This is a genomic window from Mesorhizobium sp. M7D.F.Ca.US.005.01.1.1, assembly GCF_003952545.1.
GTDB lineage: Bacteria > Pseudomonadota > Alphaproteobacteria > Rhizobiales > Rhizobiaceae > Mesorhizobium > Mesorhizobium loti.
Genome location: NZ_CP034453.1, coordinates 628937 through 652760 on the forward strand (window position 1 = coordinate 628937; position 23824 = coordinate 652760).

At 64.1% G+C, this 23824-nt stretch carries 23 protein-coding genes; 11 read left to right on the forward strand and 12 right to left on the reverse strand.

Annotation, left to right across the window (positions count from 1 at the left end; translation table 11 throughout):
• Nucleotides 1–15: 15 nt before the first annotated feature.
• From EJ076_RS02905 to EJ076_RS02920, 4 genes are read right to left on the reverse strand one after another with little or no spacing between them, the layout of a single operon-like run.
• Nucleotides 16–1305, reverse strand: coding sequence for an FAD-binding oxidoreductase (locus tag EJ076_RS02905; protein WP_126066839.1), 1290 nt, complete (start codon nt 1303–1305; stop codon nt 16–18).
• Nucleotides 1305–2687: a glutamine synthetase family protein gene (locus tag EJ076_RS02910; RefSeq protein ID WP_126066840.1), complete on the reverse strand. Its 1383-nt coding sequence runs from the start codon at nt 2685–2687 to the stop codon at nt 1305–1307. Before EJ076_RS02910 ends, EJ076_RS02905 begins: the two co-directional genes overlap by 1 nt.
• A 16-nt stretch (nt 2688–2703) precedes the next feature.
• Nucleotides 2704–3978: a glycosyltransferase gene (locus EJ076_RS02915; RefSeq protein ID WP_126066841.1), complete on the reverse strand. Its 1275-nt coding sequence runs from the start codon at nt 3976–3978 to the stop codon at nt 2704–2706.
• 10 nt (nt 3979–3988) lie between these two features.
• Complete coding sequence (locus EJ076_RS02920; protein ID WP_245462950.1) at nt 3989–4981, reverse strand: GntR family transcriptional regulator; 993 nt, start codon at nt 4979–4981, stop codon at nt 3989–3991.
• A gap of 185 nt (nt 4982–5166) precedes the next feature.
• On the opposite strand from EJ076_RS02920, the gene EJ076_RS02925 reads away from it, so the two are divergent.
• From EJ076_RS02925 to EJ076_RS02965, 9 genes are all read left to right on the forward strand, one after another.
• On the forward strand, nt 5167–6231 hold the full coding sequence (locus tag EJ076_RS02925; RefSeq protein ID WP_126066842.1) for a spermidine/putrescine ABC transporter substrate-binding protein: 1065 nt from the start codon (nt 5167–5169) through the stop codon (nt 6229–6231).
• A 100-nt stretch (nt 6232–6331) separates the two neighbouring features.
• Complete coding sequence (locus EJ076_RS02930; RefSeq protein WP_126070947.1) at nt 6332–7174, forward strand: ABC transporter permease; 843 nt, start codon at nt 6332–6334, stop codon at nt 7172–7174.
• Nucleotides 7167–7961 carry an ABC transporter permease gene (locus EJ076_RS02935; RefSeq protein WP_126066843.1) on the forward strand — a complete coding sequence of 265 codons (795 nt, stop codon included), beginning with the start codon at nt 7167–7169 and terminating at the stop codon, nt 7959–7961. Before EJ076_RS02930 ends, EJ076_RS02935 begins: the two co-directional genes overlap by 8 nt.
• Entirely contained in the window at nt 7958–9031 is a 1074-nt protein-coding gene (locus EJ076_RS02940; RefSeq protein ID WP_126066844.1) for an ABC transporter ATP-binding protein, read from the forward strand. The genes EJ076_RS02935 and EJ076_RS02940 overlap by 4 nt, the downstream gene beginning before the upstream one ends.
• A gap of 13 nt (nt 9032–9044) precedes the next feature.
• Nucleotides 9045–10319 carry a glycosyltransferase gene (locus EJ076_RS02945; RefSeq protein WP_126066845.1) on the forward strand — a complete coding sequence of 425 codons (1275 nt, stop codon included), beginning with the start codon at nt 9045–9047 and terminating at the stop codon, nt 10317–10319.
• The gene (locus EJ076_RS02950; RefSeq protein WP_126066846.1) at nt 10316–10666 is read left to right on the forward strand and encodes a cupin domain-containing protein; all 351 of its coding nucleotides are present in this window, start codon (nt 10316–10318) and stop codon (nt 10664–10666) included. The genes EJ076_RS02945 and EJ076_RS02950 overlap by 4 nt, the downstream gene beginning before the upstream one ends.
• A 71-nt stretch (nt 10667–10737) precedes the next feature.
• Nucleotides 10738–11079 carry a cupin domain-containing protein gene (locus EJ076_RS02955; RefSeq protein ID WP_126066847.1) on the forward strand — a complete coding sequence of 114 codons (342 nt, stop codon included), beginning with the start codon at nt 10738–10740 and terminating at the stop codon, nt 11077–11079.
• Nucleotides 11080–11102: 23 nt separating this feature from the next.
• A complete protein-coding gene (locus EJ076_RS02960) occupies nt 11103–11447 on the forward strand; it encodes a cupin domain-containing protein (protein ID WP_126066848.1) in 345 nt (114 codons plus the stop codon).
• A 20-nt stretch (nt 11448–11467) separates the two neighbouring features.
• Entirely contained in the window at nt 11468–12976 is a 1509-nt protein-coding gene (locus tag EJ076_RS02965; RefSeq protein WP_126066849.1) for an aldehyde dehydrogenase family protein, read from the forward strand.
• Nucleotides 12977–13014: 38 nt separating this feature from the next.
• On the opposite strand, the gene bla is transcribed toward EJ076_RS02965, so the two are convergent.
• On the reverse strand, nt 13015–13908 hold the full coding sequence (bla, locus tag EJ076_RS02970; RefSeq protein WP_126066850.1) for a class A beta-lactamase: 894 nt from the start codon (nt 13906–13908) through the stop codon (nt 13015–13017).
• A 104-nt stretch (nt 13909–14012) separates the two neighbouring features.
• On the opposite strand from bla, the gene EJ076_RS02975 reads away from it, so the two are divergent.
• The gene (locus EJ076_RS02975) at nt 14013–14909 is read left to right on the forward strand and encodes a LysR family transcriptional regulator (protein ID WP_126066851.1); all 897 of its coding nucleotides are present in this window, start codon (nt 14013–14015) and stop codon (nt 14907–14909) included.
• A 71-nt stretch (nt 14910–14980) separates the two neighbouring features.
• On the opposite strand, the gene EJ076_RS02980 is transcribed toward EJ076_RS02975, so the two are convergent.
• From EJ076_RS02980 to EJ076_RS03005, 6 genes are all read right to left on the reverse strand, one after another.
• Nucleotides 14981–15712 (reverse strand): hypothetical protein, encoded by a 732-nt coding sequence (locus tag EJ076_RS02980; protein ID WP_126066852.1) that lies wholly within the window; start codon nt 15710–15712, stop codon nt 14981–14983.
• A 302-nt stretch (nt 15713–16014) separates the two neighbouring features.
• Nucleotides 16015–16776 (reverse strand): glucose 1-dehydrogenase, encoded by a 762-nt coding sequence (locus EJ076_RS02985; protein WP_126066853.1) that lies wholly within the window; start codon nt 16774–16776, stop codon nt 16015–16017.
• Between the two features lie 10 nt (nt 16777–16786).
• Nucleotides 16787–17599: an ABC transporter permease gene (locus tag EJ076_RS02990; RefSeq protein ID WP_126066854.1), complete on the reverse strand. Its 813-nt coding sequence runs from the start codon at nt 17597–17599 to the stop codon at nt 16787–16789.
• Nucleotides 17599–18462: an ABC transporter permease gene (locus tag EJ076_RS02995; protein WP_109664060.1), complete on the reverse strand. Its 864-nt coding sequence runs from the start codon at nt 18460–18462 to the stop codon at nt 17599–17601. The genes EJ076_RS02990 and EJ076_RS02995 overlap by 1 nt, the downstream gene beginning before the upstream one ends.
• A 73-nt stretch (nt 18463–18535) precedes the next feature.
• A complete protein-coding gene (locus EJ076_RS03000; protein WP_126066855.1) occupies nt 18536–19699 on the reverse strand; it encodes a spermidine/putrescine ABC transporter substrate-binding protein in 1164 nt (387 codons plus the stop codon).
• The gene (locus EJ076_RS03005; protein WP_126066856.1) at nt 19680–20816 is read right to left on the reverse strand and encodes an ABC transporter ATP-binding protein; all 1137 of its coding nucleotides are present in this window, start codon (nt 20814–20816) and stop codon (nt 19680–19682) included. Before EJ076_RS03005 ends, EJ076_RS03000 begins: the two co-directional genes overlap by 20 nt.
• A 115-nt stretch (nt 20817–20931) precedes the next feature.
• Here EJ076_RS03005 and EJ076_RS03010 point away from each other — a divergent pair, with 115 nt between their 5' ends.
• Nucleotides 20932–21738, forward strand: coding sequence for a LuxR C-terminal-related transcriptional regulator (locus EJ076_RS03010; protein ID WP_126066857.1), 807 nt, complete (start codon nt 20932–20934; stop codon nt 21736–21738).
• Between the two features lie 5 nt (nt 21739–21743).
• Here EJ076_RS03010 and EJ076_RS03015 read toward each other — a convergent pair whose 3' ends face one another.
• The gene (locus EJ076_RS03015) at nt 21744–23810 is read right to left on the reverse strand and encodes a 3-hydroxyacyl-CoA dehydrogenase NAD-binding domain-containing protein (protein WP_126066858.1); all 2067 of its coding nucleotides are present in this window, start codon (nt 23808–23810) and stop codon (nt 21744–21746) included.
• Nucleotides 23811–23824: the final 14 nt, after the last annotated feature.

A 23824-nucleotide genomic window follows, 5' to 3' on the forward strand; every position in this document is an offset into this window, starting at 1 on the left:
TCGCGTCTCGCGACCTCAATGCTTGATACGATCGCGCATCGCGTACCACAGCATGCCGAGCACATAGAGCGGACCGCGCAACGCCGTGCCGCCGGGGAACGGCATCGGGGTCAGCGTCGAGAACAGATCGAGCCGCGAGGCATCACCCGTGATCGCTTCGGCCAGCAGCTTGCCGGACAGCGTCGACAGGATGACGCCCTTGCCGGAATAGCCATGCGCGAAATAGACCTCGCCAAAGTGCCCGACATGCGGCAGCCGCGACGTCGTCACCGACACCAGCCCACCCCAGGCATGATCGATGCGGCAGCCCTGAAGCTGCGGGAAGGTCTTCTCCATATGCGGTCGCACGAAGCCGGCGATATCGGCCGGCGGTGATGGCGTGTAGCGTTCGCCGCCGCCGAACAGCAGGCGTCCATCGGCCGACATCCGGTAGTAGTTGACGACGAAGCGTGTGTCGGACACCGCGACATTGGCCGGGATGACATTGCGCTTGCCCTCCAGTGGCTCGGTGGCGACGATGTAGTTGCCGACCGGCATGATGCGGCTGTTGACGCGTGGCTCCAGCCCATCGAGCAGCGCATCGCCCGCCAGCACGACATGCTTGGCCCGGACCGAACCCTTTGATGTCGAGACGCGGATCGAAGGCTCGCGCTCCAGCCTCACCGCCACCGAATTCTCATGAATGGTGACGCCGGCAGCAACCGCGGCGCGGGCGAGGCCGAGCGTGTAGTTGAGCGGGTGCATGTGGCCGCCAAGCGGCTCGTACATGGCGCCATGATAGGGCGTGTCGACCTTGCCGCGCGCTTCAGCCGCCGACAGGATTTCGGCATGCGGAAACTTCATCACCGTGGCCAGGCACTCAGCCTCTTCCTCGAGGTCCTTGAGATCGGAGCCGTTGACCGCGCCGACGAGATGACCGGTCAGCCTGAGATCGCAATCGATGGCGTGGCGCTCGATGATATCGAGCACCAACCCGCGCGCCTCGAAGGCAAGGTCGAACAGCGCTTTTGCACGTTCGGGTCCATAGAGCTTGACCAGCCCCTTCGCGCCCTTGCGCAGGCCGGGGATCATCTGGCCGCCATTGCGGCCCGAGGCGCCCCAGCCGATCTTGCCGCCCTCGAGCAGCACCACCTTCAGGCCGCGCTCGGCGGCATGAAGGGCGGCGGACAGGCCGGTGCAGCCGCCGCCGACCACCACAAGATCGGCGTCGATGTCACCCTGCAAAGCCGGATGGTCCGGCGACGGATTTGCCGTCGCGACATAGTAGGATTTGCCGATATCCAGGCCGGAATTGAAGCCCATCATTACACCTTGAGCAGCAGGTGGTCGCGTTCCCAGCTCGTCACCACGCCCTGGAACAGGTCGAGCTCAACGCTCTTGACGCGAAGATAACTCTGGAAGAAATCCTCGCCGAGCAACGCCCGCACCGGTTCACACGCCTCGAAACGGTCAAGCGCCTCCTCCATGGTTTTCGGCAGCGTGCTCTTGATCTTGTAGGCATTGCCCGACGCCTCGGGCGAGCGCACCAGTTTCTGTTCGACGCCGAGATAGCCGGCAAGCAGCGAGCCGGCGATCGCCAGATAAGGATTGGAATCAGCACCGGGCAACCGGTTCTCCACCCGCCGCGCGGCGCGTCCACCGGCCGGCACGCGCAGGCCGCAGGAACGATTGTCATGCGACCACTCGATGTTGGCCGGCGCGCTGTGGTTGGGCCTTATGCGGCGGAACGAGTTCACATTGGGCGCGAACAGCGGCATGATTTCGGGGACGAATTTTTGCATGCCACCAATGAAGTGGCCGAACATCTCGGTGTCGGCACCATCAGTGCCGGCAAACAGCGTCTTGCCGGCCTCGTCGATGATGGACATGTGCAGATGCATCGAGCTTCCCGCCTGCGCCGCGATCGGCTTGGCCATGAAGGTGGCGCGCATACCGCTTTGCTGCGCGGCCTGGCGCGTCAGCCGCTTGAACAGCAGCACCTTGTCGGCCAGCGGCAACGCGTCGCCGTGCAGGAAATTGATCTCCAGCTGTGCCGTTCCCGATTCATGGATCAGCGTGTCGAGCGGCAACCCGGCCGCCGCCGCATAATCATAGATGCGCCGGATCACCGGCTCGAACTCCTCGAGTGCCGCCATGTCATAGGGATGCTGCACGGTCTCGGCTCGGCCATTGGCGCCGACCGGCGCAGTCAGCGGCCGATCAGGATCGGGATTGGGCGCGGTCAGATAGAATTCCACCTCGGGCGCCACCACCGCTCGCCAGCCGCGCTGGGCGTAGAGATCGAGCACGGCCCTGAGCACATGCCGCGGCGAGGCCATCCATGGCCGGTCGTCCATATGGAAGGCGTCGGCAAAGACATAGGCCTTGCCCTCAGCGGCGCCGGGCGCCAGGCAGAGCGTCGAAACGTCGGGCACCATACGCATGTCCGGATCCGAATAGGCAAAACCCTCGTCGATCGAGCCGGAATAACGGCCGTCGATGCTGACCAGGAAGGCGCTGCTCGGCAGATAAAGCGCGCGGTCTTCCAGCGCCTTGAGGAACTTGGCCGTCGGCAAGGCCTTGCCGCGCAGCACGCCGTTCATGTCGGGCACCAGGCACTCGACCTCGTTGATGCCGTGCTGGGCCAGCCAGCTCTTGGGATCGTTGCTGCTGGAGAGCGAGGTATTCGTCGTGATTTTGTCAGGCATTTCGTTCATGTCCGCATCAGAGAGAGAGTATGGCTTGCGCGGCCACATCCGTTCCGGGTTGCAGCGCCATTTGGGCTGCGTTGTCCCTAAGGCGGGCACGCATGGCATCGTCGGCCAGCAGGCCGAGAATGGCTTTCTCCAATACTCCTTCGGTCCAGGCGTCACGGCCGATATGGTCACCGACGCCGGTCTCTCCGGCGCGGCGCGCATTGTCATGTCCGTCCCAGCAATAGGGCATGATCAGCGACGGCACGCCGAAGCGCAGCGCTTCGCAAAAGCTGTTGTTGCCGCCGTGGTGGATGAACAGGTCGGACTTTGCCACCACCGAGGGCTGTGGAAACCAGGCGTCGAGATAGACGTTGTCGGGCACCGCGCGATAGGCGTCGCGCAGGCCGCCGGCATTGACGATGAAGCGGGCGGGCAGCCTGTCGAATACCGCCAGCATCCGCTCGATCAGGCCGACATCCATGGCGCCCAGGCTGCCGAAGCTGACATAGACCAGCGGCCCGCCATTGCGCGGAAACACCGGCACCTCGAATGGCCCCTCCGAACGCACGCAGCCTTCGAGATAAACGAAGCGGGCCGGGTCGAGCGGCTCGGCGCGCTCGCGGCGCACGATCGTCGGGGTCAGCAGCAAATTGAGGTCGGGCGACGTCTCCAGGAACAAGCCCTTCGGCAGCGGCGCCAGGCCGGCATCCATCCGAAAGCGGTTGAAGCGGTCATGCGCCGGTGCCGAGGCCGTGAGATAGCGGGCCTCGAACGCCGCGCGTTGCGGGTCATCCACGCCAAGGCCCGACAAATAGGGTGGTACCTGCGCGTCCGGAAGCTCGGTCTCGGCGCAGGAGACGACGCGCACCCACGGGCAGCCGGCGGCGGCGATCGCGGGGAACATGATGACGTTGTCGAGGACCACCGCGTCAGGCTTCAGCCGTGCCAGCAATTGGCGCAGCGGCGCCTCGGCATTGACGGCTGTGTCGACGATCGCTTGCCAGGTCGGCGCGACATAGGTTTCGAGCTGGTCGATCGGGCTAAGCCTAAAATGCGGCAGGTGCCTGCGCACGAAGGCCTGCCAGTAGCTCTGGCGTTCGCTGTCGCTCAGCGGCTCGTCGGTCGGCAGCTGGTATTCCTGGAAACCATAGTCGGCAAAGACGCCGGAGAAGCCGGCATGGCAGATGAAGACCGGCCGGGCGCCTCTCGCACGCAGCGCCTGCGCGATCCCAACGCAATTCAACGCCGCGCCGAAACTGGCTTCGGGGAACAGCGCGATGGTCGGGCTGGCTTTACGCGTCAATTAATCCTCGTCAATCCGGCCGGCTGATCATGCCGAACAGGGCGGGAGCCCCGCGACTGGCCGCTTGCGGTCGCTGGTTGCGGGAGAGCCGCAGGTGGATGCGAAGCAGATCGGCCGCCACCTCATACTGCCGGCTTTCGAGATGGTCGAGTATATTTAGGTGTTCGCGCAGCGATTGCCGCAACCGGAAGACGTTGACGCCGGCATAAATGCCGGGCAATCGGCGCAGCCTGAGGTGATCGGCCAGCGCGTCGGCAACGAAGCGGTTGGCGCAGCCCTCGGCGAGCATGCCATGAAAATCGATGTCCAGCCGCTGGAACTCACGTGTGTCGAATGCAGCGTCCGGCAGCGCCACTAGCGCTTCCATGCCCTGGCGCAACGTCGCCGCACGCGCCCCGTCCAGCCGGAAGCCCGGCGTCAGGATGGCCGCGGGCTCCAGCAGCAAGCGGAACTCATAGCTGTCGCCTTGCGCCTCCGGATCGTCGGGCGTGCGCCGAAACAGCCAGGATTGGCCAGGCGCACGGTCCAGAAGATTCTCTTCTGTCAGTTTGTTGAGCGCTTTTAGTACCGTCTTGCGCTCGGCACTGTACCGCCGCATCAGCCCCGCGACGGTCACAGTCTGGTCCAGCCGCCGCGCCGACCGGTCGCGCAGGATCGCCTCGGCCAGCTCGTCCTCCTCGGCGGCGGGCAGTTCCGTGGCGACTGAAGCCTGCGCGGTGAGGTCGATCGCCAGATGATACCCGGAATCCGCCTCCCAGCGAACGACACCCCGTTCCGCGAGTAGGCCAAGAGCCGCCCGCACCGGCGTGCGCGAGACATTGCACAGCGAGGCGATCTGCTGCTCCGGCAAGCGTGCGCCGGGCTCAAAACCGCGCTGCCGCGCCACATCCAGGATGCGCTGCGCCAGATCGAGATGGTTGGTGCGAGGTCGTCGGGCTACGGCTTGCATGACTGGTCTCGTGGAAAACGACATGACCGCATTGATTTGACCGATCGCCAGCACGGACGCAATCGGCCAGATTCCTCGGTCGCTTGACAAATTATGGATTGACGTACTTTTTTCTGCAATAGTACTGTCAGGACAATCGGCGAGAAAAAGACCGAGGGAACAGGATCGAGGCGGCGGCAAGGTCGCAAGCGTTGGTCCGGCGAATGAAATTCGACGATCAACCAGAATGGGAGTCTGTCATGACCGCTACCAGCCTGCGGCGCAGTGCGCTGAAAACATCTTCGATCGCACTTGGCCTGGCCTTGGCGCTGTCCGCGCAGGCGATGGCTGCCGACCTCGTCATTTCCAACTGGGACGGCTACATGGCGCCCGACGCCATGACCGCCTTTAAGACCGCGACCGGCGTTTCGGGCGAAGTGGTGGTGCACGCCACCAACGAAGAAATCATGGGCAAGCTGATCGCCGCCGGCGGCAAGGGCTATGACGTGGTCTTCGTCTCCTCGCCTTTCGCCGAGGTGCTGAACAAGCTCGGCCTGACCGAGCCGATCGACCACGCCAAGATCCCGAACCTCACCAATCTCTATCCCGAGGCAACCAAGCTGCCGCACGATGTCGGCAATGCCTTCTCCGTGCCCTACACCTGGGGCACCACCGGCCTCTGCTATCGCTCGGACCTGGTCAAGACAGCGCCGACCAGCTGGAGCGATCTGCTCGCCCCTTCCAATGACCTCAAGGGCAAGACCACCATGCTGGCGACCGACCGCTGGCTGCTGGCCGCCGGCCAGCTCGACAAGGGCTATTCTGTCAACGAAACCGATCCGGCCAAGATGGCCGAGGTCAAGAACCTCTTGATCTCGGCCAAGAAGACCCTGCTCGCCTATGACGACACCACCTTCTATTCCAAGCTGGTGTCCGGCGAGGCGCTGATGGTGCAGGCATGGGACGGCTGGTGCAATTACGGCATCGCCGAAAAGCCCGAGATCAAGTACGTCATCCCGAAGGAAGGCTCCGACCTGTGGGTCGATACGATGGTGGTGATGAAGGCCTCCGCCAACAAGGACGCTGCCTTCCAGTTCATCAACTTCATGCTCGATGCCAAGAACCACGCCTGGGCGGCGCAAAATATCGACTACAAGGTGCCGAACAAGCCGGCCATGGAAAGCCTGCCGGCCGATTTCCTGGCAAAATTCCCCAACATGGCGATGCCGGTGGCCGACCTCGTCAAGTTCGAACAGCTGCGGGACGTCGGCGACGCCCAGCGCGACTATTCGAAGATCGTCAGCGAGATCAAGGCGGCGCAGTAGGCGGCGTCAAAACCAGACATCACGGCCGGCGGCGCTTCTGCCGCCGGCCCTGAGCGGTAGCCCAGAATTGTCCCAGACCCAATTTCGTTCCTCCCTCCTGATGGCCCCGGCCCTGGCCTGGCTCGCGGCCTTGATGGTGGTGCCGTGCGTGCTGGTGCTGGCGCTCGCCTTCTTTCGGCGCGGCATCTATGGCGGCATCGACTACACCTTCACGCTGGAGAATTTCGGGCTGGTCTTCGACCCGCTCTATGCCGGCATTTTCCTCAATTCGGCGCGTATCGCCGGCACCGCGACCCTGATCGCGGTGGTGATTGGCTATGCCGCCGCCTACGCCATCGCAGCGGCCCCGCGCCGGTGGCAGCCGGTGTTCCTGTTCTTTGCCGTGCTGCCGTTCTGGTCCAACTACCTGATCCGCACCTATGCCTGGATCGTGCTGCTCAACCGCGAAGGCCTGATCACGCAACTCCTGCGCTGGTTAGGCTACACCGGCGAGCCGCCCTCGATGCTCTACACGGAAGGCGCCGTCATCGCCGGCCTGGTCTACAACTATTTGCCCTTCGTCATCCTCGCCTGCTACGCGCCACTGTCGAGGCTCAACCCGGAACTCGCCGAAGCCTCGCGTGACCTCGGCGCCTCGGCCGCCACCACATTCCGCCGTGTCATCCTGCCACTGACGGTGCCAGGCATTGCTGCCGGCGCGGTGTTTGTCTTCGTGCTGTCGATCGGCAATTTCGTCACCCCGGCGCTGCTTGGCGGCGGCCGCTTCCAGATGATCGGCAACCTCGTCTACGACCAGTTCCTGACCGCCAATGACTGGCCTTTCGGGGCGGCACTCGCCATGGCGCTGACCGCCATCATGCTCCTGGTGCTGATGGCGCAGGCGCTGGCCGCCAATCGCGCCTCGGGGCACACCGCGCAAGCCGGCGGAGACACCGATGGCTGAGCGCTCCCTCGCGACGCGGCGCACGCTCTGGCTCGTGCTCAGCCTGGTCTTCGCTTTCCTCTACATCCCGATCGCCGTGCTGGTGGCGCTGTCCTTCAACGAAGGCGGGCTGCCCACGGCTTGGTCGGGATTCTCACTGAAATGGTACGTCTCGCTGACCTCGAACAGCGCCATCCTCTCCGCCGCCCTCAACACGCTGATCGTGGCGCTGGTCTCGACGGCCATCGCGACCTTACTCGGCACGCTACTGGCGATCGGCGTCGAGATGCGCCGGCAATACGGCAAGGGCCTCGAAGCGCTGATCTTCGCGCCGATGATCATTCCCGACATCGTACTGGCGATCGCGCTACTGTCGTTCTTCTCCATGCTCAACCTGACCATGGGGCTGCACACAATCATCCTTGCCCATGTCGTCTTCAACCTCGCCTTCGTTTGCTCGGTGGTGCGCGCCCGGCTGAAGAGTTTCGACTGGTCGATCGTCGAAGCATCGGCCGATCTCGGCGCCTCCGCGCTCACCACCTTCCGGCGGGTGACGTTGCCGGTCATCGCGCCGGCGGTCATCGCCGGTGCGCTGCTTGCCTTCACGCTCTCGGTCGACGAGTTCATCATCGCTTTCTTCACCGCTGGCGCCGGTCGCGCTTCGACAACGCTGCCGATGCAGATCTACGCGATGATCCGCTTCGGCATCACGCCAGAGATCAATGCGCTGGCGACCATCGTCATGGCGGTCTCGATCACCGCGCTGACCCTGTCGCAGCGGCTCAACCGTGGGATCATCGGCCAATGAGCGAACCGCGCACGCTGCTGGCCATCGACAAGGTGTCGAAGAATTTCGGCCGGGTGACGGCTGTCGACGGCGTCTCGCTCGACATCCGGGAGAACGAGTTCTTCGCTTTGCTCGGACCGTCCGGCTGCGGCAAGACCACGCTGCTGCGCATGCTGGCCGGTTTCGAGACGCCGAATGACGGGCGCATCCTGCTCGACGGCCGCGACATCGCAGGGATTCCGCCCAACAAGCGGCCGGTCAATTTGATGTTCCAGTCCTACGCGCTGTTTCCGCATATGAGCGTCAGGGCCAATGTGTCCTACGGCCTTGAGATGGAGCGTTTGCCGGTGGCTGAAATCCGCTCCCGCGTCGACGCCATCCTGGCGACGACTGAGCTCGTCGCCTTCGCCGACCGCAAGCCGGAGCAATTATCGGGCGGCCAGAAGCAGCGCGTCGCGCTCGCCCGCGCCCTGGTCAAGCGCCCCCGGCTGCTGCTGCTCGACGAGCCGCTCGGCGCGCTCGACAAGAAATTGCGCGGCGCCATGCAGCTGGAATTGAAGCGCCTGCAGCACGAGGTCGGCATCACCTTCGTCATCGTCACCCACGACCAGGAGGAATCGCTTGTGATGGCCGACCGCATGGCGGTGCTGAAGGATGGCAAGCTGCTGCAATGCGACACGCCGCATGCGATCTACGAACATCCCGCCGACCGTTTCGTCGCCGACTTCATCGGTGTGATGAATTTTGTGCCGGGCAAGGCCACCACTGATGGTGTTGTGGCCGCGAATGGCGCGCGCATTACCGGCAAGATGCCCGCCGCACTCACGTCGGGCGCATCGGCCGTGGCCTCAGTGCGGCCCGAACGAATCCGATTGTTCCCGTCGCCCGAGACCGCGAACCGCACCACCGGCACGGTCGAGGCGCTGGCCTATCAGGGGCTGGACCTGCAACTGCATGTCCGTACGCCCCTGTCACCAAAGCCGTTCCTGGTGCGTGTCACCGCCGAGGCCGCCGACCGTAGGCCGGTCTCATCGGGCGACCAGGTCGAACTCGGCTGGGACGCCGCCGATGTCAGAATTTTTGCAGAATAAGAGGAGAAGCCTGATGGCGCAGAAGACGATCGCGTTTTTTCCCGAAGCGGCCTACGGCCCGGCGCTCAATTCCGTCGGCATCGCTCAGGCGGTCGAGGCGCGTGGCCACAAAGCGGTGTTCCTGTCCGACCCCGGCTTCGTCGATGTCTACAAGGGCTACGGTTTCGAGGCGCATCCGGTGAACCTGTCCGAGCCGATGCCGCCCGAGCAGATGGCCAAGTTCTGGGAGGATTTCATCAACGGCCACATCCCGAACTTCCGCAAATCGCCCTACGACCAGGTCAACAACTACGTGAAGGATTGCTGGACGGCGATCGTCGACAGCGCCAAATGGGCGCAGAAGGATCTGCCGCGCGTTCTAGCCAGCATCAAGCCGGATGTCATCTGCGTCGACAACGTCATCTTGTTCCCGGCGATCAAGCAGTTCGGCAAGCCCTGGGTGCGCGTCATTTCCTGCTCGGAAAACGAGATCGAGGACGAGGACATCCCGCCGCATCTCTCCGGCTGCGGCGAGAACGACCATGCCGCCCACCAGCGTTACCGCGACCATTTCAACGCGGTGATCAAGCCGATCCATGACGACTTCAACGCCTTTCTCATCGCCAATAACGAGGCGCCCTATCCGATCGGCCAGTTCTTCGAGGCCTCGCCCTATTTGAATCTGCTGCTCTACCCCGAAGCGACGAAATTCAAGCGCCGCCATCCGCTCGACCCGGCAAGATTCCAGTATCTCGAAGGCTGCGTGCGGCAGGAAAAGCCGTACACGGTGCCGAGCTTCGAGAAAAACAATGACGGGCCGCTGCTCTATGTCTCCTTCGGCAGTCTCGGCGCCGGCGATGTCGAGCTGTTGAAGCGCATTATCGCGACGCTGGGCAAGACGCGCTACCGGGCGCTGGTCAATGTCGGCGGCTACAAGGACCAGTACACCGACGTCCCTGGCAACGTCATCGTGGAGGGCTGGTTCCCGCAGCCCTCGGTGATCCCGCAGGTCGACGCGGTGATCCACCATGGCGGCAACAACTCGTTCACCGAGTGCCTCTATTTCGGCAAGCCCGCGATCATCATGCCCTATGTCTGGGACGGCCACGACAACGCCACCCGCGTCGAGGAAACCGGCCACGGCTTCGGCATGCCGCGCTACGACTGGACCGATGCCGAGCTGATCGCCAAGATCGAAGCCTGCCTGAGCGACCCGGCGATGAAGGCGAAGCTGGCGAAGACCTCGGCACGGATGCATTCGCAGAACGGTCCGGAAAAGGCGGCTGGGTTGTTGGAGAAGTTGCTGTGACCTCCTCCGCACCACACCTCCACCAGGCCTCGACCCGCACCGATCTCGTCGACTGGGGCGTCCAACCCGACGCGCTGGAAGGCGCTTCGCACTCGACCGGCAAACTCGTGCACAAGGGCCCGAACAACCAGCCGGAATCCGGTATCTGGGTCTGCACGCCGGGCCGCTGGCGGCTCAGCATCCCGCGCGATGAATTGTGCCATTTCGTCGCCGGCCGCGCGACCTACCGGTCGGATGTCGGCGAAGTGATAGACGTCTCGGCCGGGACCGTGGTCATGTTCCCCGCCGGCTGGACCGGCGAATGCACCGTGCATGAGACCATGCGCAACCTCTACATGCTGGCCTGAGAGCATGATCCCGAAAAGTGGGAGCCGGTTTTTCGGACAAGATCATGCTTAAGCAAGAATCGGAGCAAGACATGCCGACACCACACTGGCCGAAGGCCTCGAGCGTGGAACTGGAGGACTGGGGCGCGGGCAGCAACACGCTCGCCGGTGCGCCGCGCGCCTCGGGCAGGATCCTGTCCCAGAACCCGGACGGATCGAGCGAATGCGGCCTGTGGTCGTGCACGCCGGGCACGCGCAAGGTCATCTTTGCCGCCGACGAATTCTGCCACTTCCTCTCGGGGCACGGCAGCTATGTCCATGACAACGGCGAGCAGATCCCCGTCGAAGCCGGCACGCTGGTGTTCTTCCCCGCCGGATGGACCGGCATCTCCATCATCACGCAAACGCTGACCAAGGCCTTCATGTGCCGCTGAGCACCCATTCCAAGGAAATCGATATGACCACACCCATCATGAAATCCCCCCTCGCCATGTCAGACCTCGTCGACTGGGGCGTCATCCCGACCATGATCGAGGGCGAGTCCCACACCTCGGGCAAGCTGCTGCACAAGGGGCCGGAGGGCCGTTCCGAATGTGGCCTGTGGGTGTGCACGCCAGGCAAATGGCACTGCCACGTCACCCGCGACGAGTTCTGTCACTTCCTCGAGGGACGCTGCACCTATGTGCATGAATCCGGCGAAGTGATCGAGATCGAGCCGGACACCGCCGCCTTCTTTCCGCAGGACTGGAAAGGCGTCTGCACCGTCCATGAGACGATCAAGAAGGTCTACATGATCCGCTGAGCGGATCTGAGAGGATGCCCATGGATTTCTCAGCTGACCGGCCGGCTTTCTTCGTCAATCCGGATTACCGGCCGATGATCGGCGCGAACAAACCGGTAATCGATCCGGCGACGCTCGAAATCGTCGGCACTATCTCGGCCGCTACCGACGGCGAGATCGACGCTGTGCTCACCGCCGCGACCAAGGCGCAGGCCGCCTGGAAAAAGCTCGACGCCAAGAGCCGGGCAAAGCACCTGCATGCCGTCGCCAACGCCATCGAGGCGGCCGACTTCACCCGCTGCGCCGAGCTGATGGTGCGCGAGATGGGCAAGCCCTATCCCGAAGCGATCGGCGAGATCGCCAATTGCGCGCCGATCTTCCGCTACTATGCCGAGATGGCGCGCGACGATGCCGGCAAGATCGCCGGCACGACGCAGGCCGGTTCGTTCCAGTACGCCCGCTACGAGCCCTATGGCGTCTCGGTCCACATCATGCCCTACAACTTCCCGATCCTGCTGATGTGCTGGACCGTCGCCGCCTCGCTTGCCGCCGGCAACGCTTGCATCATCAAGCCAGCCGAGGCGACAACGCTGTCGACGCTGGACTACATGACCGTGTTCCGCTCGCTGCCGGAAGGCTTGGTCTCCTGCCTGCCCGGCGGTGCCACCACCGCGCAGGCCCTGATCGCCTCCGATCGCACGCACGCCGTCGCCTTCACCGGCTCGGTCGCCGCCGGCAAGGCGGTCGCTGTCGCCTGCGCCGAACGCATGAAACCGTGCGTCATCGAGGCCGGCGGCAGCGATCCGCTGATCATCAGTGAGCACGCCCCGCTTGAGGTCGCGGCGGCCGGCAGTGTCACCGCCGCCTTCCACCTCACCGGCCAGGTCTGCACTTCGGCCGAGCGCTTCTTCGTCGTCGATGCCGTGCATGACCGCTTCGTCGAGCTGTTCGCCGAAAGGACACGGGCGCTGCGCATCGGCAACGGCATGGACAAGACCGAGATCGGCCCGCTGGTCAGCGAAGCGGCACGGGCAAAAGTCATGCGCCTGGTTGACGACGCCATCGCGCACGGCGCCAAGGCGGTGACCGGCGGGCGCATTCCGCCGGCGCACAATGTCGGCTGGTTCTACGAGCCAACCATCCTCACCGGCGTCACCCCGGATATGGCCATCGTGCGCGAAGAGTGCTTCGGACCGGTCGCCGCGATCTGCCGGGTCAGGGATTTCGACGAAGCGATACGTCTCGCTAATGACAGCCCCTTCGGGCTCGGCGCCTCGGTCTTCACCACCGACCTCGCCGAGGCGCATGAGGCGGCCGAACGGCTCGAGGCCGGCATGGTCTGGGTCAACAATCCGCTGATCGACAATGACGCCTTGCCCTTCGGCGGCTGGAAGGCCTCGGGCCTCGGCCGCGAGCTCGGTCGCCAAGGGCTGGATGCGTTCCGCCGGTCGAAGATGGTGATCATCGACCACAAGCCGGCAATCCAGGACTGGTGGTATCCCTATCCCGACAGCTGGTTTCGCGAGACCGGTGGCCGCAAGCACGTATGAGAGGAGCAGCGCGGCAAGGCGCGCCGCTTGATATGGACTTACGCCTCGATCGCTTCGACCAGAGCGCGAGAGACCGACGCAATCACGGCGTTGCGCTTGGTCAGGCTCTGTTTCGTGCCCGTCAGGTAAACCGACATCAAGATAGGATTGCCGGAAGCCGGCCAGATGACCGCCGCGTCATTGGTACTGCCACGGTCACCGGTGCCGGTCTTGTCGCCGCATCTCCAGCCCTTCGGCAGTCCAGCCCGGATGCGCTCATCGCCGGTCTTGTTGGCCACCAGCCATTCGACAAGCTGCGCCCGGCTTTTGTCCGACAGGCTGGTGCCGAGAGCGAGGCGCTGGTAGTCCTCAACCATGGCCAGCGGCGAGGTCGTATCACGCTCGTCGCCTGGCAGCGACTCGTTCAGCTCCGGCTCGATCCTGTCCAGTCTGCTCACACTGTCACCGATCGAACGCAGATAGGCCGTCAGCTGCGGCGGTCCGCCAAAGGACTCCAGCAGCAGATTGGCCGCGCCATTGTCGCTGACCGTCACGGCGGCCTCGCAAAGCTGCGCCACCGTCATCTCGCCGCCGGCAAACTTCTTGGTCGTCGGTGAATTGGCAATGATGGCGTTGTGCGGGATCTTGATGCTGCGCTCGAGCTGCTCGATGCCGCTATCGACACGATGCAGGATGAGCGCCGCCGCCAGCGTCTTGAAGGTGCTGCACATCGGAAACAGCTCGTTCTCGCGATAGCCGAATTGCGCGCTCGTTCCAGCGATCCGGCAGGCCACGCCAAGCCGGCCGCCGCTTTTCGCCTCGATCCGCCTTATTTTCGGCAAGACCTCATCAAATTTTGTCGGGCTCGTTGCCGCCGTCGCGATCGCGCCAAGGGTGACGGGGGCCGCCAGAACCACCGCGAGACCACTGATGAAACTGCGTCTGCTTGTCATGTCCACACTCTCTGTTGCCCCGCGCCGCAGAACTGGACCGGATCCGACGCAACCGCAAACGAGTTAACATCGCCCCCGCCACGAGAAAAACTAGGGCTCGACCAATGAAGCGATCGCACCTTCCGCTGAACGGCTTGCGCGCCTTCGAGGCCGCCGCGCGTCACCTCAGCTTCACCGGCGCCGGGCTCGAACTGCGCGTCACCCAGGCGGCCGTCAGCCATCAGGTCAAGGGGCTTGAAGAGCTGCTTGGCGTCAGGCTCTTTCGCCGGCTTCCGCACGGGCTCGCTCTGAGCGAGGAGGGCGAGGCGCTGCTGCCCGTATTGAGCGATGCCTTCAACAGGATCGGCGTCACGCTCGACCGCTTCGAGGGCGGCCGCTTCCACGACATCGTCACTGTCGGCGTCGTCGGCACTTTCGCCTCGGGCTGGCTGATCCCGAGATTACCTGTGTTCCACCAAGCCTATCCGGATATCGAGCTACGCATTTCGACCAACAACAACCGGGTCAATCTCGCCGCCGACGGCCTCGACTTTGCCATCCGCTTCGGCGACGGCTCCTGGCAGGGAACCGACAACACACCGCTGATGCCCGGCTCGTTCTCGCCGGCCTGCGCGCCCGATATCGCGGCGCGTCTGCGCGATCCATCGGATCTCGCGCGCGAAACGCTGCTATGCTCCTACCGGGAAGACGAATGGCTGCGCTGGTTCGAGGCGGCAGGGCACCATTGCCCACCCATCAAGGGCATCGTTTTCGACTCGTCCGTCACCATGGCCAACGCCGCGGTCCAGGGCGCCGGCGTGGCGCTGCTGCCGGTTTCGATGTTCAGCCGTGAGCTCCGTTCCGCTGAATTGGTCCAGCCTTTCGGCTGCACGGTCGATGTCGGCAAGTACTGGCTCTCAGCGCGGCGCAGGCGGCAGAACTCGCACGCGATGACGATCTTTGCCGATTGGCTGAAGGCTGAGACGGCCGCTCTACGAAGCCAGCCCGACCACGGCCGTTAAACAGCAACGCCGCCGGGCAAGACCCGGCGGCATCTTCTTTGACTGGTCACTGCCGTTTCGGCGGCAAGTCGTTACGGCGTCGTTTCCGTCTGCATCGTGGCGGCCGTCTGGTCGATCTTGTCGGCAAGGACGCCCTGGGCCCAGGCCGTGACCTCGTCGTCGACCGGCTTGTTGGCCATGTCCGTCAGCGCCGCGTCGAGTGATGCATCATCGGTGCCCTCCGCGGCCGCTTCCGCAGCAGTGGTCTGGGTGGCGATCTCGGCCTCCAGATCCGTTATCTTCCCCGGCAGGGCCGCCTGGTCTTCAGCCGACAGGGCGGCAATCTCATCGGGCGTCAGCGCCTTCAGCGCGTCCAACTGCGCGGTCAGCGCATCCAGCTGGTCCTGGGCGACCTTGGCTTTCGCGGACTGCGTCACGAATGCCTGAATGGCAGCGAACTTTTTGCTCTTGGAGTTCATGTAGGCGTTGATGTTGCGCTGCAGCGAGTTCAACCGGCCGAGTTTGGCGTGGATGTTTTTCTCCTTGGGCACGGCCGAGACCTTTGTGGTCGTGTCGACCGTGGTGCTGTCCGCCTTTGCCGCCCGCCCGGGAGCCGACGACGACTTGCCGTGCGAAGCGCCACTCTTGCCACTGCCATTGCCGCCGCCGTTACCGCCAGCATTGCCACCGCCGTTACCGTTGCCGCCGGCATTGCCACCGCCATTGCCGCCGCCGTGCCCGTTGCCGCCGGCTCCGGCGAGCGCCGGAGACGCCAGAAGCGCCAATGCGGCAAGCGCCGCGAACAGAGTCTTTCGGTTCGTCATGGTAACCTCCTCGGGGAAACGCCACCCTCGCCCGACCGCTAGGCGACCGTCGTATGAGAAATCGCTAATTGTACAGAGTAAACTTTAGACAAATGCCGTCTCAATATGCGAGCCGGCAACCAGCCGACACCATAAACCTTTGATATCAAATACAAATCGATCTTCTCAGATCGCCATGGCACTGAAGTCCCACGTCGGCCAGACTATAGTCCTGCCGCCGAGCAGCGGCACGGGTAAATGTCGTGGCGTGGTATATCGGAAAGGCTTTGAAACATGGGACGTCCATAACGAAAGCACAGGTCTCAGCCGATGCTTTCGCCCCCATCGATCACCAGCGCCTGGCCGGTCATGAAGGATGAGCGGTCGGAGACGAGGAACAGGATCGCCTCGGCGATCTCATCGGCGCTGGCCCAGCGCCCCATCGGAATCTTGGTGCGGACATAGTTTTCGATCGCCTCGCGTCCACCCATCTGGGCGATGAACGGCTCGTTGAACGGCGTGTCGACCCAGCCGGGACAGAGTGCGTTGACGCGGACATTGTGCCGGGCGTAGTCGAGCGACATCTGCCGCGTCATTGCCACCACCGCATGTTTGGAGGTTGCGTAGGCGATCATCTCGCGGTCGTAGAACACGCCCGAATTGGAGGCGGTGTTGAGGATGACACCGCCGCCTCGTGCGACCATCGACGGCATGACCATCCTGGCCGCCAGGAACTGCGCCCGCACATTGACCCGCCACGAGGCATCCATGCCGTCGACTTCGACTTCGGTCAGCGTGCCGCCGACCTGGATGCCGGCGTGATTGTGCAGGATGTCGATACGCCCGTGCCTGTCGAGCGTGCCGGCAATGAGTTGCTCGACCGCCGCGTCATCAGCGACATCGGTCGCGATTGCCTCTGCCCGACCGCCCGCTGCCAAGATATCTGCCGCTGTCGCTTCGCCGGCGGCCTGATCCCTGTCGGCGATGACGACCACCGCGCCTTCCCTGGCCATGATCATGGCGCCGGCGCACCCGATGCCGGAGCCGGCGCCTGTCACCACGGCGATGCGGTCTTTGAGGATCATGATGCAGCTTTCAGTTCGATGGTTTGCGCTGGCGCAACTGCCATTGGGCAAGCACCACAAGCAGCACGGAGGCGACGAGGACGATCGTCGCGATGGCATTGATTTCCGGTGTCACGCCACGCCGGATCGAAGCGAAGACATAGATCGGCAACGTCGTCTGTGCGCCGGCGACGAAGAAGGCGACGATGAAATCGTCGAAGGAGAAGGTGAAGGCGAGCAGGAAGCCGGCAACGACCGCCGGCATGATCTGCGGCAGGACGATGCTGCGGAACGTCGTCAACGGCGTGGCGTAGAGATCGCTCGACGCCTCGACCAGATTGCGGTCGAGGCTGCCGAGCCGGGTGCCAACGATCATCGTCACCAGCGCCATGGAGAACAGCCCATGCGCCGCGATGATCGAGCCGTAGCCGAGCGCCAGGCGCGGCGGCTGGTCGTCTGGCCAGATCGAGGCGAGGAACGGATTGACGACCGCGAACAACTGGACGAGCGCGACCAGCGTCGAAATGCCGATGACGACTCCCGGAACCACGATCGCGGCACCCAGAAGTGCGTCGAAAACCGCGCGGGTCCGCACGCTGACGCGCGCCAGGCCGAGCGCGGCCGCCGTGCCGCACAGCGCCGCCAGCAAGGCACTGGTGGTGGCGATGAACAAGCTGTTCTTCAGCGCCTCGACCAGGAACGGGTTCGCCAGCGCCTTGCCGTACCATTGCACTGAAAAGCCGGTGAACTCGCTGGCATGGTGACCGGCATTGAAGGAGAACAGCACGACCAGCGCGATCGGCAGATAGAGGAAAGCGAAGACGGCGATGACGAAGGCGCGCATCAGATCAGGTCCACCCGGCGCGCGCCCGAAACCCGGGTCGAGATGCGGTTGGCGGCAATCAGCACCACCACCGAGACCAGCACCAGCGTGATCGCGATGGCCGATCCGAACGGCCAGTTGCGCGACTGCAGGAACAGGTCGACCAGCGCGTTGCCGATGAAGAACACCTTGCCGCCGCCGAGCAGCGTCGGGATCAGATATTCGCCAAGCAGCAGGATCATGACCAGCGAGAAGCCGGTCATCACGCCCGGCAGCGACAGCTTTAGGGTCACACCGAGGAAGGTCGATAATGGCGTGGCGCCGAGATCGGCTGAGGCTTCCAGCAGCCTGCGATCAAGCCGTTCGAGGCTGACATAGATCGGCAGGATCATCAGCGGCAGATAGCCATAGACGATGCCGAGCAGCACCGCGCCCGGCGTGTTGATCAGCCTGACGTCCTCAAATCCGATATAAGCTAGCAATGCCGGGATGCCGCGTCCGCCCAGCACGTACATCCAGGCATAGGTCCGCATCAGAAGGCTGGTCCAGAACGGGATGACGACCAGCGCCAGCAGGATCAGCCGCCAGCGCTGCGGCGCGCGCAGGGCGAGGTAATAGGCAACCGGGTAGGCGACGAGAAGACAGGCGAGCGCTCCCACAGGCGCCAGCACCATCGTGTTCCAGAAGGCGGTCGCCCGCGCCGGAAGATTGGCATATTGCGCGAAAGTGAAGGCCGCCTGATAGCCGCCTTCCGGCGCCCGTTCGCCGACGCTGAAGACGGCGATGGCAATGAACGGCAGCACCAGAAACACCACCAGCCACGCGGTCGCCGGACCGAGCAGCATGGCGGTCAGAAGATTCTTGCGAAGACGGCTGCCGTGCATGGAGAGATTGCCCCGGTACCGGCGGGCATGACCCGCCGGTCAAGTTTGTCTGAGTCGAATTGAGGCCAGCTGCTCAGGCCGACTTGAAGCGCGCCATCAATTCGGCACGGCCGGGGTCGGTCAGCGTCGCCGCCGCGCCGAATTCCAGCGGCGTCAACAGGTCCGCCGCCGGATAGAGGATCGGATTGTCGAGCACCTCCTTCGGCAGCAGCTTATTGACCCGCGCGTCGGTCGAGGGCGCACCATTGGCCAGGTGCTCCTTCACCGCCACCTGCGGGTTCATCAGATAGTTGAGCAGGGCGTAACCTGCGGGCTTGTTCGGCGCATCCTTCGGAATGGCGTAGAAATCGGTCCAGATCTCGCCGCCTTCCCTGCCCAGCACATAGGCGATCTCGGGAATGTCACGATGCAGCTGGGCGCCGTCGTTCGTCCAGCACATGGTCATCCAGGCGTCACCCGCGCGCATCCCAGGCTGGTAGTCGGATGAGACCGCGAACAGATGCGGCTTGACCTTCAGCAGCAGTTCCTCCGCCTTGGCGAGTTCGTCCTGCTTGAGCGAGTTGAACGAGTAGCCGTAATATTTCAGCGCATTGCCGATCGTGGTCAGCTGGTAGTCGTGCACCATGGCGCGGCTGTCGCCTTCGGCCATGGCGGTGTCCCAGAATTCCTTCCAGCTCGTCATCGGCTTGGTCAGCTTCTTGGTGTTGACGGCAAAGCCGGTGGTGCCCCAGTTCTTCGGTACCGCATAGGTCACCGCATCGATCGTGCCTTCCCCAGTGAAGCGCGGATCCTCCTGCGAGCCGTCGAAATTCGGCAGCTTCGCCATCTCCAGCGGCTCGATGATGCCGAGCTTCTTGTAGGTCGAGATCGTGTAGTTGGTCGGCACGAAAAGGCTCCAGCCCGAGGCGCCGGCCTGCAGCTTGGCCAGCATCTCCTCATTAGAGCCGAACACGTTGACCTCGACGGCAACGCCGGTGTCCTTCTTGAAATTCTCGAAGGTCGCCGGGTCATGATAATTCGGCCAGGTGGCGATCGACATGCGGTCGCCAAGGCTTTCCGCGGCGAAGGCCGGCGTCGGCATGATGCCGATCTCGCGCGCCATCACCGCCGTCGCAATGCCAAGGCCGGTGAGGCCAAGGAAATCGCGGCGGCCGATCGAGCCGCGCTTGAGGCGCATCAACTGGTCGACGAAATTCTCGGGGCTTATCGGCAGTCCGTCACGATATGATTTCGACATGTTTATCTACCCTCTGGTTGGTCCCGTTGTTCTTGGTGTCCGGAAACGCCAGCGGCGTTCCGGAGGCAAAGCCGATGGCGACGGGTTCACCCGGCTTGAAGAGATTGCCGTGGCCGATCAGATGGTCGGCCTTGGCGAGCAGCGTTCCGATGCCCTGGACCTCGATCGCGTATTCCGCTGTCGAACCCAGGAAAATCCGGTTGCGGACGATGCCCTTGAACCGGCCACTTGTCTGGGCGCCGAGACTGAGCGATTCGGGGCGAAGGCTGACCGACACGGCCTCGCCCTGCTGCAAGGCGGTCCGCTTGCGCGCCGCAATCACCGTGCCATCAGCAAGCGCTATCTCCACCAGATCGCCCGAATGCCCGGCGACGGTGCCGCTCAACAGATTGGTCTTGCCGACGAAATCGGCGACGAACAGGTCGGCCGGTTCGTCATAGATCTCGCTCGGCTGCCCCAGTTGGACGATACGGCCGCCATTCATGACGCAGACGAAATCGCTCATCGACAGCGCTTCCTCCTGGTCGTGGGTGACCAGCACGAAAGTGATGCCGATCTCGCGCTGCAGGTTCTGCAACTCGATCTGCATGTCGGTGCGCAGCTTCTTGTCGAGCGCCGCCAGCGGTTCGTCGAGCAAAAGCACGGCTGGCTTGTTGACCAGCGCCCGCGCCAGCGCGACACGCTGCTGCTGGCCGCCCGACAGTTCGTGGATCTTGCGGCGGCCATAGCCGGCGAGCCGCACCATTTCGAGCGCCTCGCCCGCCCGCTGGCCAATCTCGCGCGACGACAGCCTTGGCCGTGCCTGGCGCAGCCCGTAGGCGACATTGTCCTCGACATCGAGATGCGGAAATAGCGCGTATTGCTGGAACACCATGTTGACCGGCCGCCGGTAGGGCGGCGTGCCGGCCATGTCCTGGCCGCGAATGAACACCTGGCCTTCGCTCGGCTGTTCGAAGCCGCCGATCATGCGCAGACAGGTCGTCTTGCCGCAGCCGGACGGCCCGAGCAGGGCGACAAAGGCGGAAGGTGGCACGGCGAGATCGATGCTGCTCACAGCCGTCACGCTGCCATAGCGCTTGGTGACGCCGCGAAACTCGATGTCGGGCACTGCGGTCAAAGGCTGCGGGCTCCAGCGACAGGGCAATTTCAGAACGCTACCAGAGCCAATGCCGGCTAGTATATACCTCGCAGGTGGTATATCTGATCTATTTTCTCGTTTAAGGGGGTATGGATTGTCCCGCAGCGACGAATACAGCCAGCTCGCCACGCTCGTCGCGGCGACGCGGGAGACGAGCGGCGACCTGTTCGGCAAGGCGCTGGTCGACTGGCTGCGGCTCCATGTCAGTTTCGATCACTGCGTGGTCTTCGGCTATCGCGGCGCCTCGCGCCCGCCGCTGCTGTTCGAGACCTTTTCGCCGGCCGAAAGCCACGTCTTCGTCGCGCTCTATCAGGAGGGGCCGTATCTGCTTGACCCGTTTCACCACGCGGCGGTCGAGCGCAAGGAAGGGTTCTGGCGCATGCGCGAACTGGCGCCGGACCGCTTCTATGCCAGCGAGTATTTTCGTTCCTACTACAGCCAGACCAGGCTGGCCGAGGAGGTCGGCTTCTTCGTGCCGCTACCGGGCAAGGACGCGCTGGTGCTGTCGCTGATGCGGCTGCGCGCTTCCGGCCCGTTCGGCACCGCCGATGCCAGGCTGTTGCGCGACATGGCGCCGGCGGTGATCAACCTCATCAGGTTGCGCTGGCCCGCCCTTCCGGCCGACGAACCAACCGAGACGAAGCAGGACGAGACGATCGTTGCGGTCAACGACTTCGACCGTGCCCATATCTGGAAGAGCCTGTCGCTGACGCCGCGCGAAAAGCATGTCGTCGACCTGGTGCTGCAGGGGCATTCCACGGAATCGATCGCCAGGGCGATGCGCATCGTGCCGGGCACCGTGAAGGTCCATCGCCGCAACATCTACCGCAAGCTCAAGATCAAGTCGCAGGCCGGCCTGTTCGCGCGTTTCGTCGAGATCATCGACGCGCGGATCCGGTAGGCCCTCTAACCGCCGGCTTCCCATGACCCGGTCTCGGCCATCCGCTTCAGCAGCGGCGCGGGCTTGAACACGTCCTTGCCTGTCCGCTGATACCAGTGGTCGAGCCGCTCGATAATCCTGGCCGGTCCTTCAAGGCCAGCCCAGAACATCGGCCCGCCCTTGCCTATGGGAAAGCCGTAGCCATTGACCCAGACGACATCGATGTCGGACGCACGGGCCGCTATGCCTTCCTCCAGGATCTTGGCGCCCTCGTTGACCAGGGGATAGAGCGTGCGCTCGATGATTTCTTCCGCGCTGATCGCACGCGGCGCGATGCCCTTCTCGGCAGCCTTGTCGCGGATCAGCGCTTCAACCTCGGGATCCGGCACCGGCGTGCGCGCGCCAGCCTCGTAGAGATAGAAGCCCCGGCCGGTCTTCTGGCCGAAACGCCCTTGTTCGCACAGCGTGTCGGCGATGACGGCCGTGAGGCCGCGTGCCTTGCGGTTGCGCCAGCCAATGTCGAGGCCAGCGAGATCGCCCATCTGGAACGGCCCCATCGGCCAGCCGAAATCGGTGAAGGCCTTATCGATCTGGCGCGGGGTCGCCCCCTCCAGCAGAAGCGCTTCGGATTCCGAGCCACGCGCGGCCAGCATGCGATTGCCGACGAAACCATGGCAGACACCGACGACGACAGCCACCTTGCCGATCCGCCGCGCCAGGTCGACGACGGTCGCCAGCGCATCGGGCGCGGTCTTGTCGGCCCGCACAATCTCCAGCAGCTTCATGACATTGGCCGGCGAGAAGAAATGCAGGCCGAGCACATCCTGCGGCCGCGAGGTCGAGGCGGCAATTTCGTTGATGTCGAGATAGGAGGTGTTGGTGGCAAGGATCGCGCCCGGCCTGGCCACCGCTTCGAGCTTGCCGAAAACCTCCTTCTTGACCGCCATGTCCTCGAACACCGCCTCGACGATCAGGTCGCAATCGGCGAGATTGGCATAGTCGGTAGAGCCTTTGAACTGGGCGAGGCGCTCGCGCTTGGCGTCTTCGCTTAGCGAACCGCGTGCCACGGAAACGGCATAGTTCTTGTCGATGGTCGCCAGCCCGCGCTGCAATGCCTCATGGCTGGTTTCCAGCAAGGTCACGGGATAGCCGCCATTGGCGAAGGCCATGGCGATGCCGCCGCCCATCGTGCCGGCGCCGATGACGCCGACACGCGCGATCCGGCGCTTGACGATGTCCTTGCCGGGAAGCTTTGCCGCCTCACGTTCGGCGAAGAACAGATGGCGCTGCGCCCGCGACTGGTCGCTGGCAACGAGCTTGACGAACAGCGCACGCTCCGCCACAAGCGCCTCATCGAAGGGCAGCGTGATGGCATTGCGCACCGCCTGCGCGCAGGCGATCGGCGCCTCGAGCCCGCGCGCCTTTTTGGTGAGGTCCGCGGCCTCGGCGTCGAAAGCCACGAGGTCGGTTTCCCTAAGCCGGTCGTCGCGGTCGCGCACCGGCGTGAAGGGACCACCCTTGCGGGCTATTTCCCTGGCAAAGTTCACGGCATGCGTGGTCAGATCGCCTTCGAAGACGGCATCGACGAGACCGGCGGCATGCGCCTCGGTCGCACCGATCGGCGCACCGGAAACGATCATCTTCAAGGCCTTCAGCGCGCCGACCAGGCGCGGCAACCGCACTGTGCCACCGCCACCCGGCAACAGGCCGAGCTTCACCTCCGGCAGGCCGAGCTTGGCGCCGGCATCGGCGATACGGAAATGGCAGCCGAGCGCCAGCTCCAGGCCGCCGCCGAGCGCGGTGCCGTGGATGGCGGTGACCGTCGGCTTGGCGATGGTCTCCAGCGTCGCCACGATGGCGCGCAGTTCAGGTTGCTGCATCGGCTTGCCGAATTCGGTGATGTCGGCCCCGGCAACAAAGGTCCGGCCGGCACAGGCGATGACGATGGCGGCAACCGACGGATCATCCCGCAGCTCAACCAGCGCCTGCATCAGCGGCTCGCGGACATGAAAGCTCAGCGCGTTGACCGGCGGGTTGTCGATGGTGACGACGGCGACGTCGCCGTCGCGGCTGACCTTCACAAAATCGGACAAGCAAAACCTCCCAG

Bases quoted from the DNA above. Each gene is read 5' to 3' on its own strand.
- EJ076_RS02910 (WP_126066840.1), bottom strand. From the start codon at position 2,687: ATGCCTGACAAAATCACGACGAATACCTCGCTCTCCAGCAGCAACGAT.
- EJ076_RS02985 (WP_126066853.1), bottom strand. From the start codon at position 16,776: ATGATCCTCAAAGACCGCATCGCCGTGGTGACAGGCGCCGGCTCCGGC.
- EJ076_RS02925 (WP_126066842.1), top strand. From the start codon at position 5,167: ATGACCGCTACCAGCCTGCGGCGCAGTGCGCTGAAAACATCTTCGATC.
- EJ076_RS02940 (WP_126066844.1), top strand. From the start codon at position 7,958: ATGAGCGAACCGCGCACGCTGCTGGCCATCGACAAGGTGTCGAAGAAT.
- EJ076_RS02930 (WP_126070947.1), top strand. From the start codon at position 6,332: ATGGCCCCGGCCCTGGCCTGGCTCGCGGCCTTGATGGTGGTGCCGTGC.
- EJ076_RS02935 (WP_126066843.1), top strand. From the start codon at position 7,167: ATGGCTGAGCGCTCCCTCGCGACGCGGCGCACGCTCTGGCTCGTGCTC.
- EJ076_RS02960 (WP_126066848.1), top strand. From the start codon at position 11,103: ATGACCACACCCATCATGAAATCCCCCCTCGCCATGTCAGACCTCGTC.
- EJ076_RS02995 (WP_109664060.1), bottom strand. From the start codon at position 18,462: ATGCACGGCAGCCGTCTTCGCAAGAATCTTCTGACCGCCATGCTGCTC.
- EJ076_RS02945 (WP_126066845.1), top strand. From the start codon at position 9,045: ATGGCGCAGAAGACGATCGCGTTTTTTCCCGAAGCGGCCTACGGCCCG.
- EJ076_RS03000 (WP_126066855.1), bottom strand. From the start codon at position 19,699: ATGTCGAAATCATATCGTGACGGACTGCCGATAAGCCCCGAGAATTTC.
- EJ076_RS02980 (WP_126066852.1), bottom strand. From the start codon at position 15,712: ATGACGAACCGAAAGACTCTGTTCGCGGCGCTTGCCGCATTGGCGCTT.
- EJ076_RS02905 (WP_126066839.1), bottom strand. From the start codon at position 1,305: ATGATGGGCTTCAATTCCGGCCTGGATATCGGCAAATCCTACTATGTC.
- EJ076_RS02990 (WP_126066854.1), bottom strand. From the start codon at position 17,599: ATGCGCGCCTTCGTCATCGCCGTCTTCGCTTTCCTCTATCTGCCGATC.
- EJ076_RS02965 (WP_126066849.1), top strand. From the start codon at position 11,468: ATGGATTTCTCAGCTGACCGGCCGGCTTTCTTCGTCAATCCGGATTAC.
- EJ076_RS02955 (WP_126066847.1), top strand. From the start codon at position 10,738: ATGCCGACACCACACTGGCCGAAGGCCTCGAGCGTGGAACTGGAGGAC.
- bla (WP_126066850.1), bottom strand. From the start codon at position 13,908: ATGACAAGCAGACGCAGTTTCATCAGTGGTCTCGCGGTGGTTCTGGCG.
- EJ076_RS02975 (WP_126066851.1), top strand. From the start codon at position 14,013: ATGAAGCGATCGCACCTTCCGCTGAACGGCTTGCGCGCCTTCGAGGCC.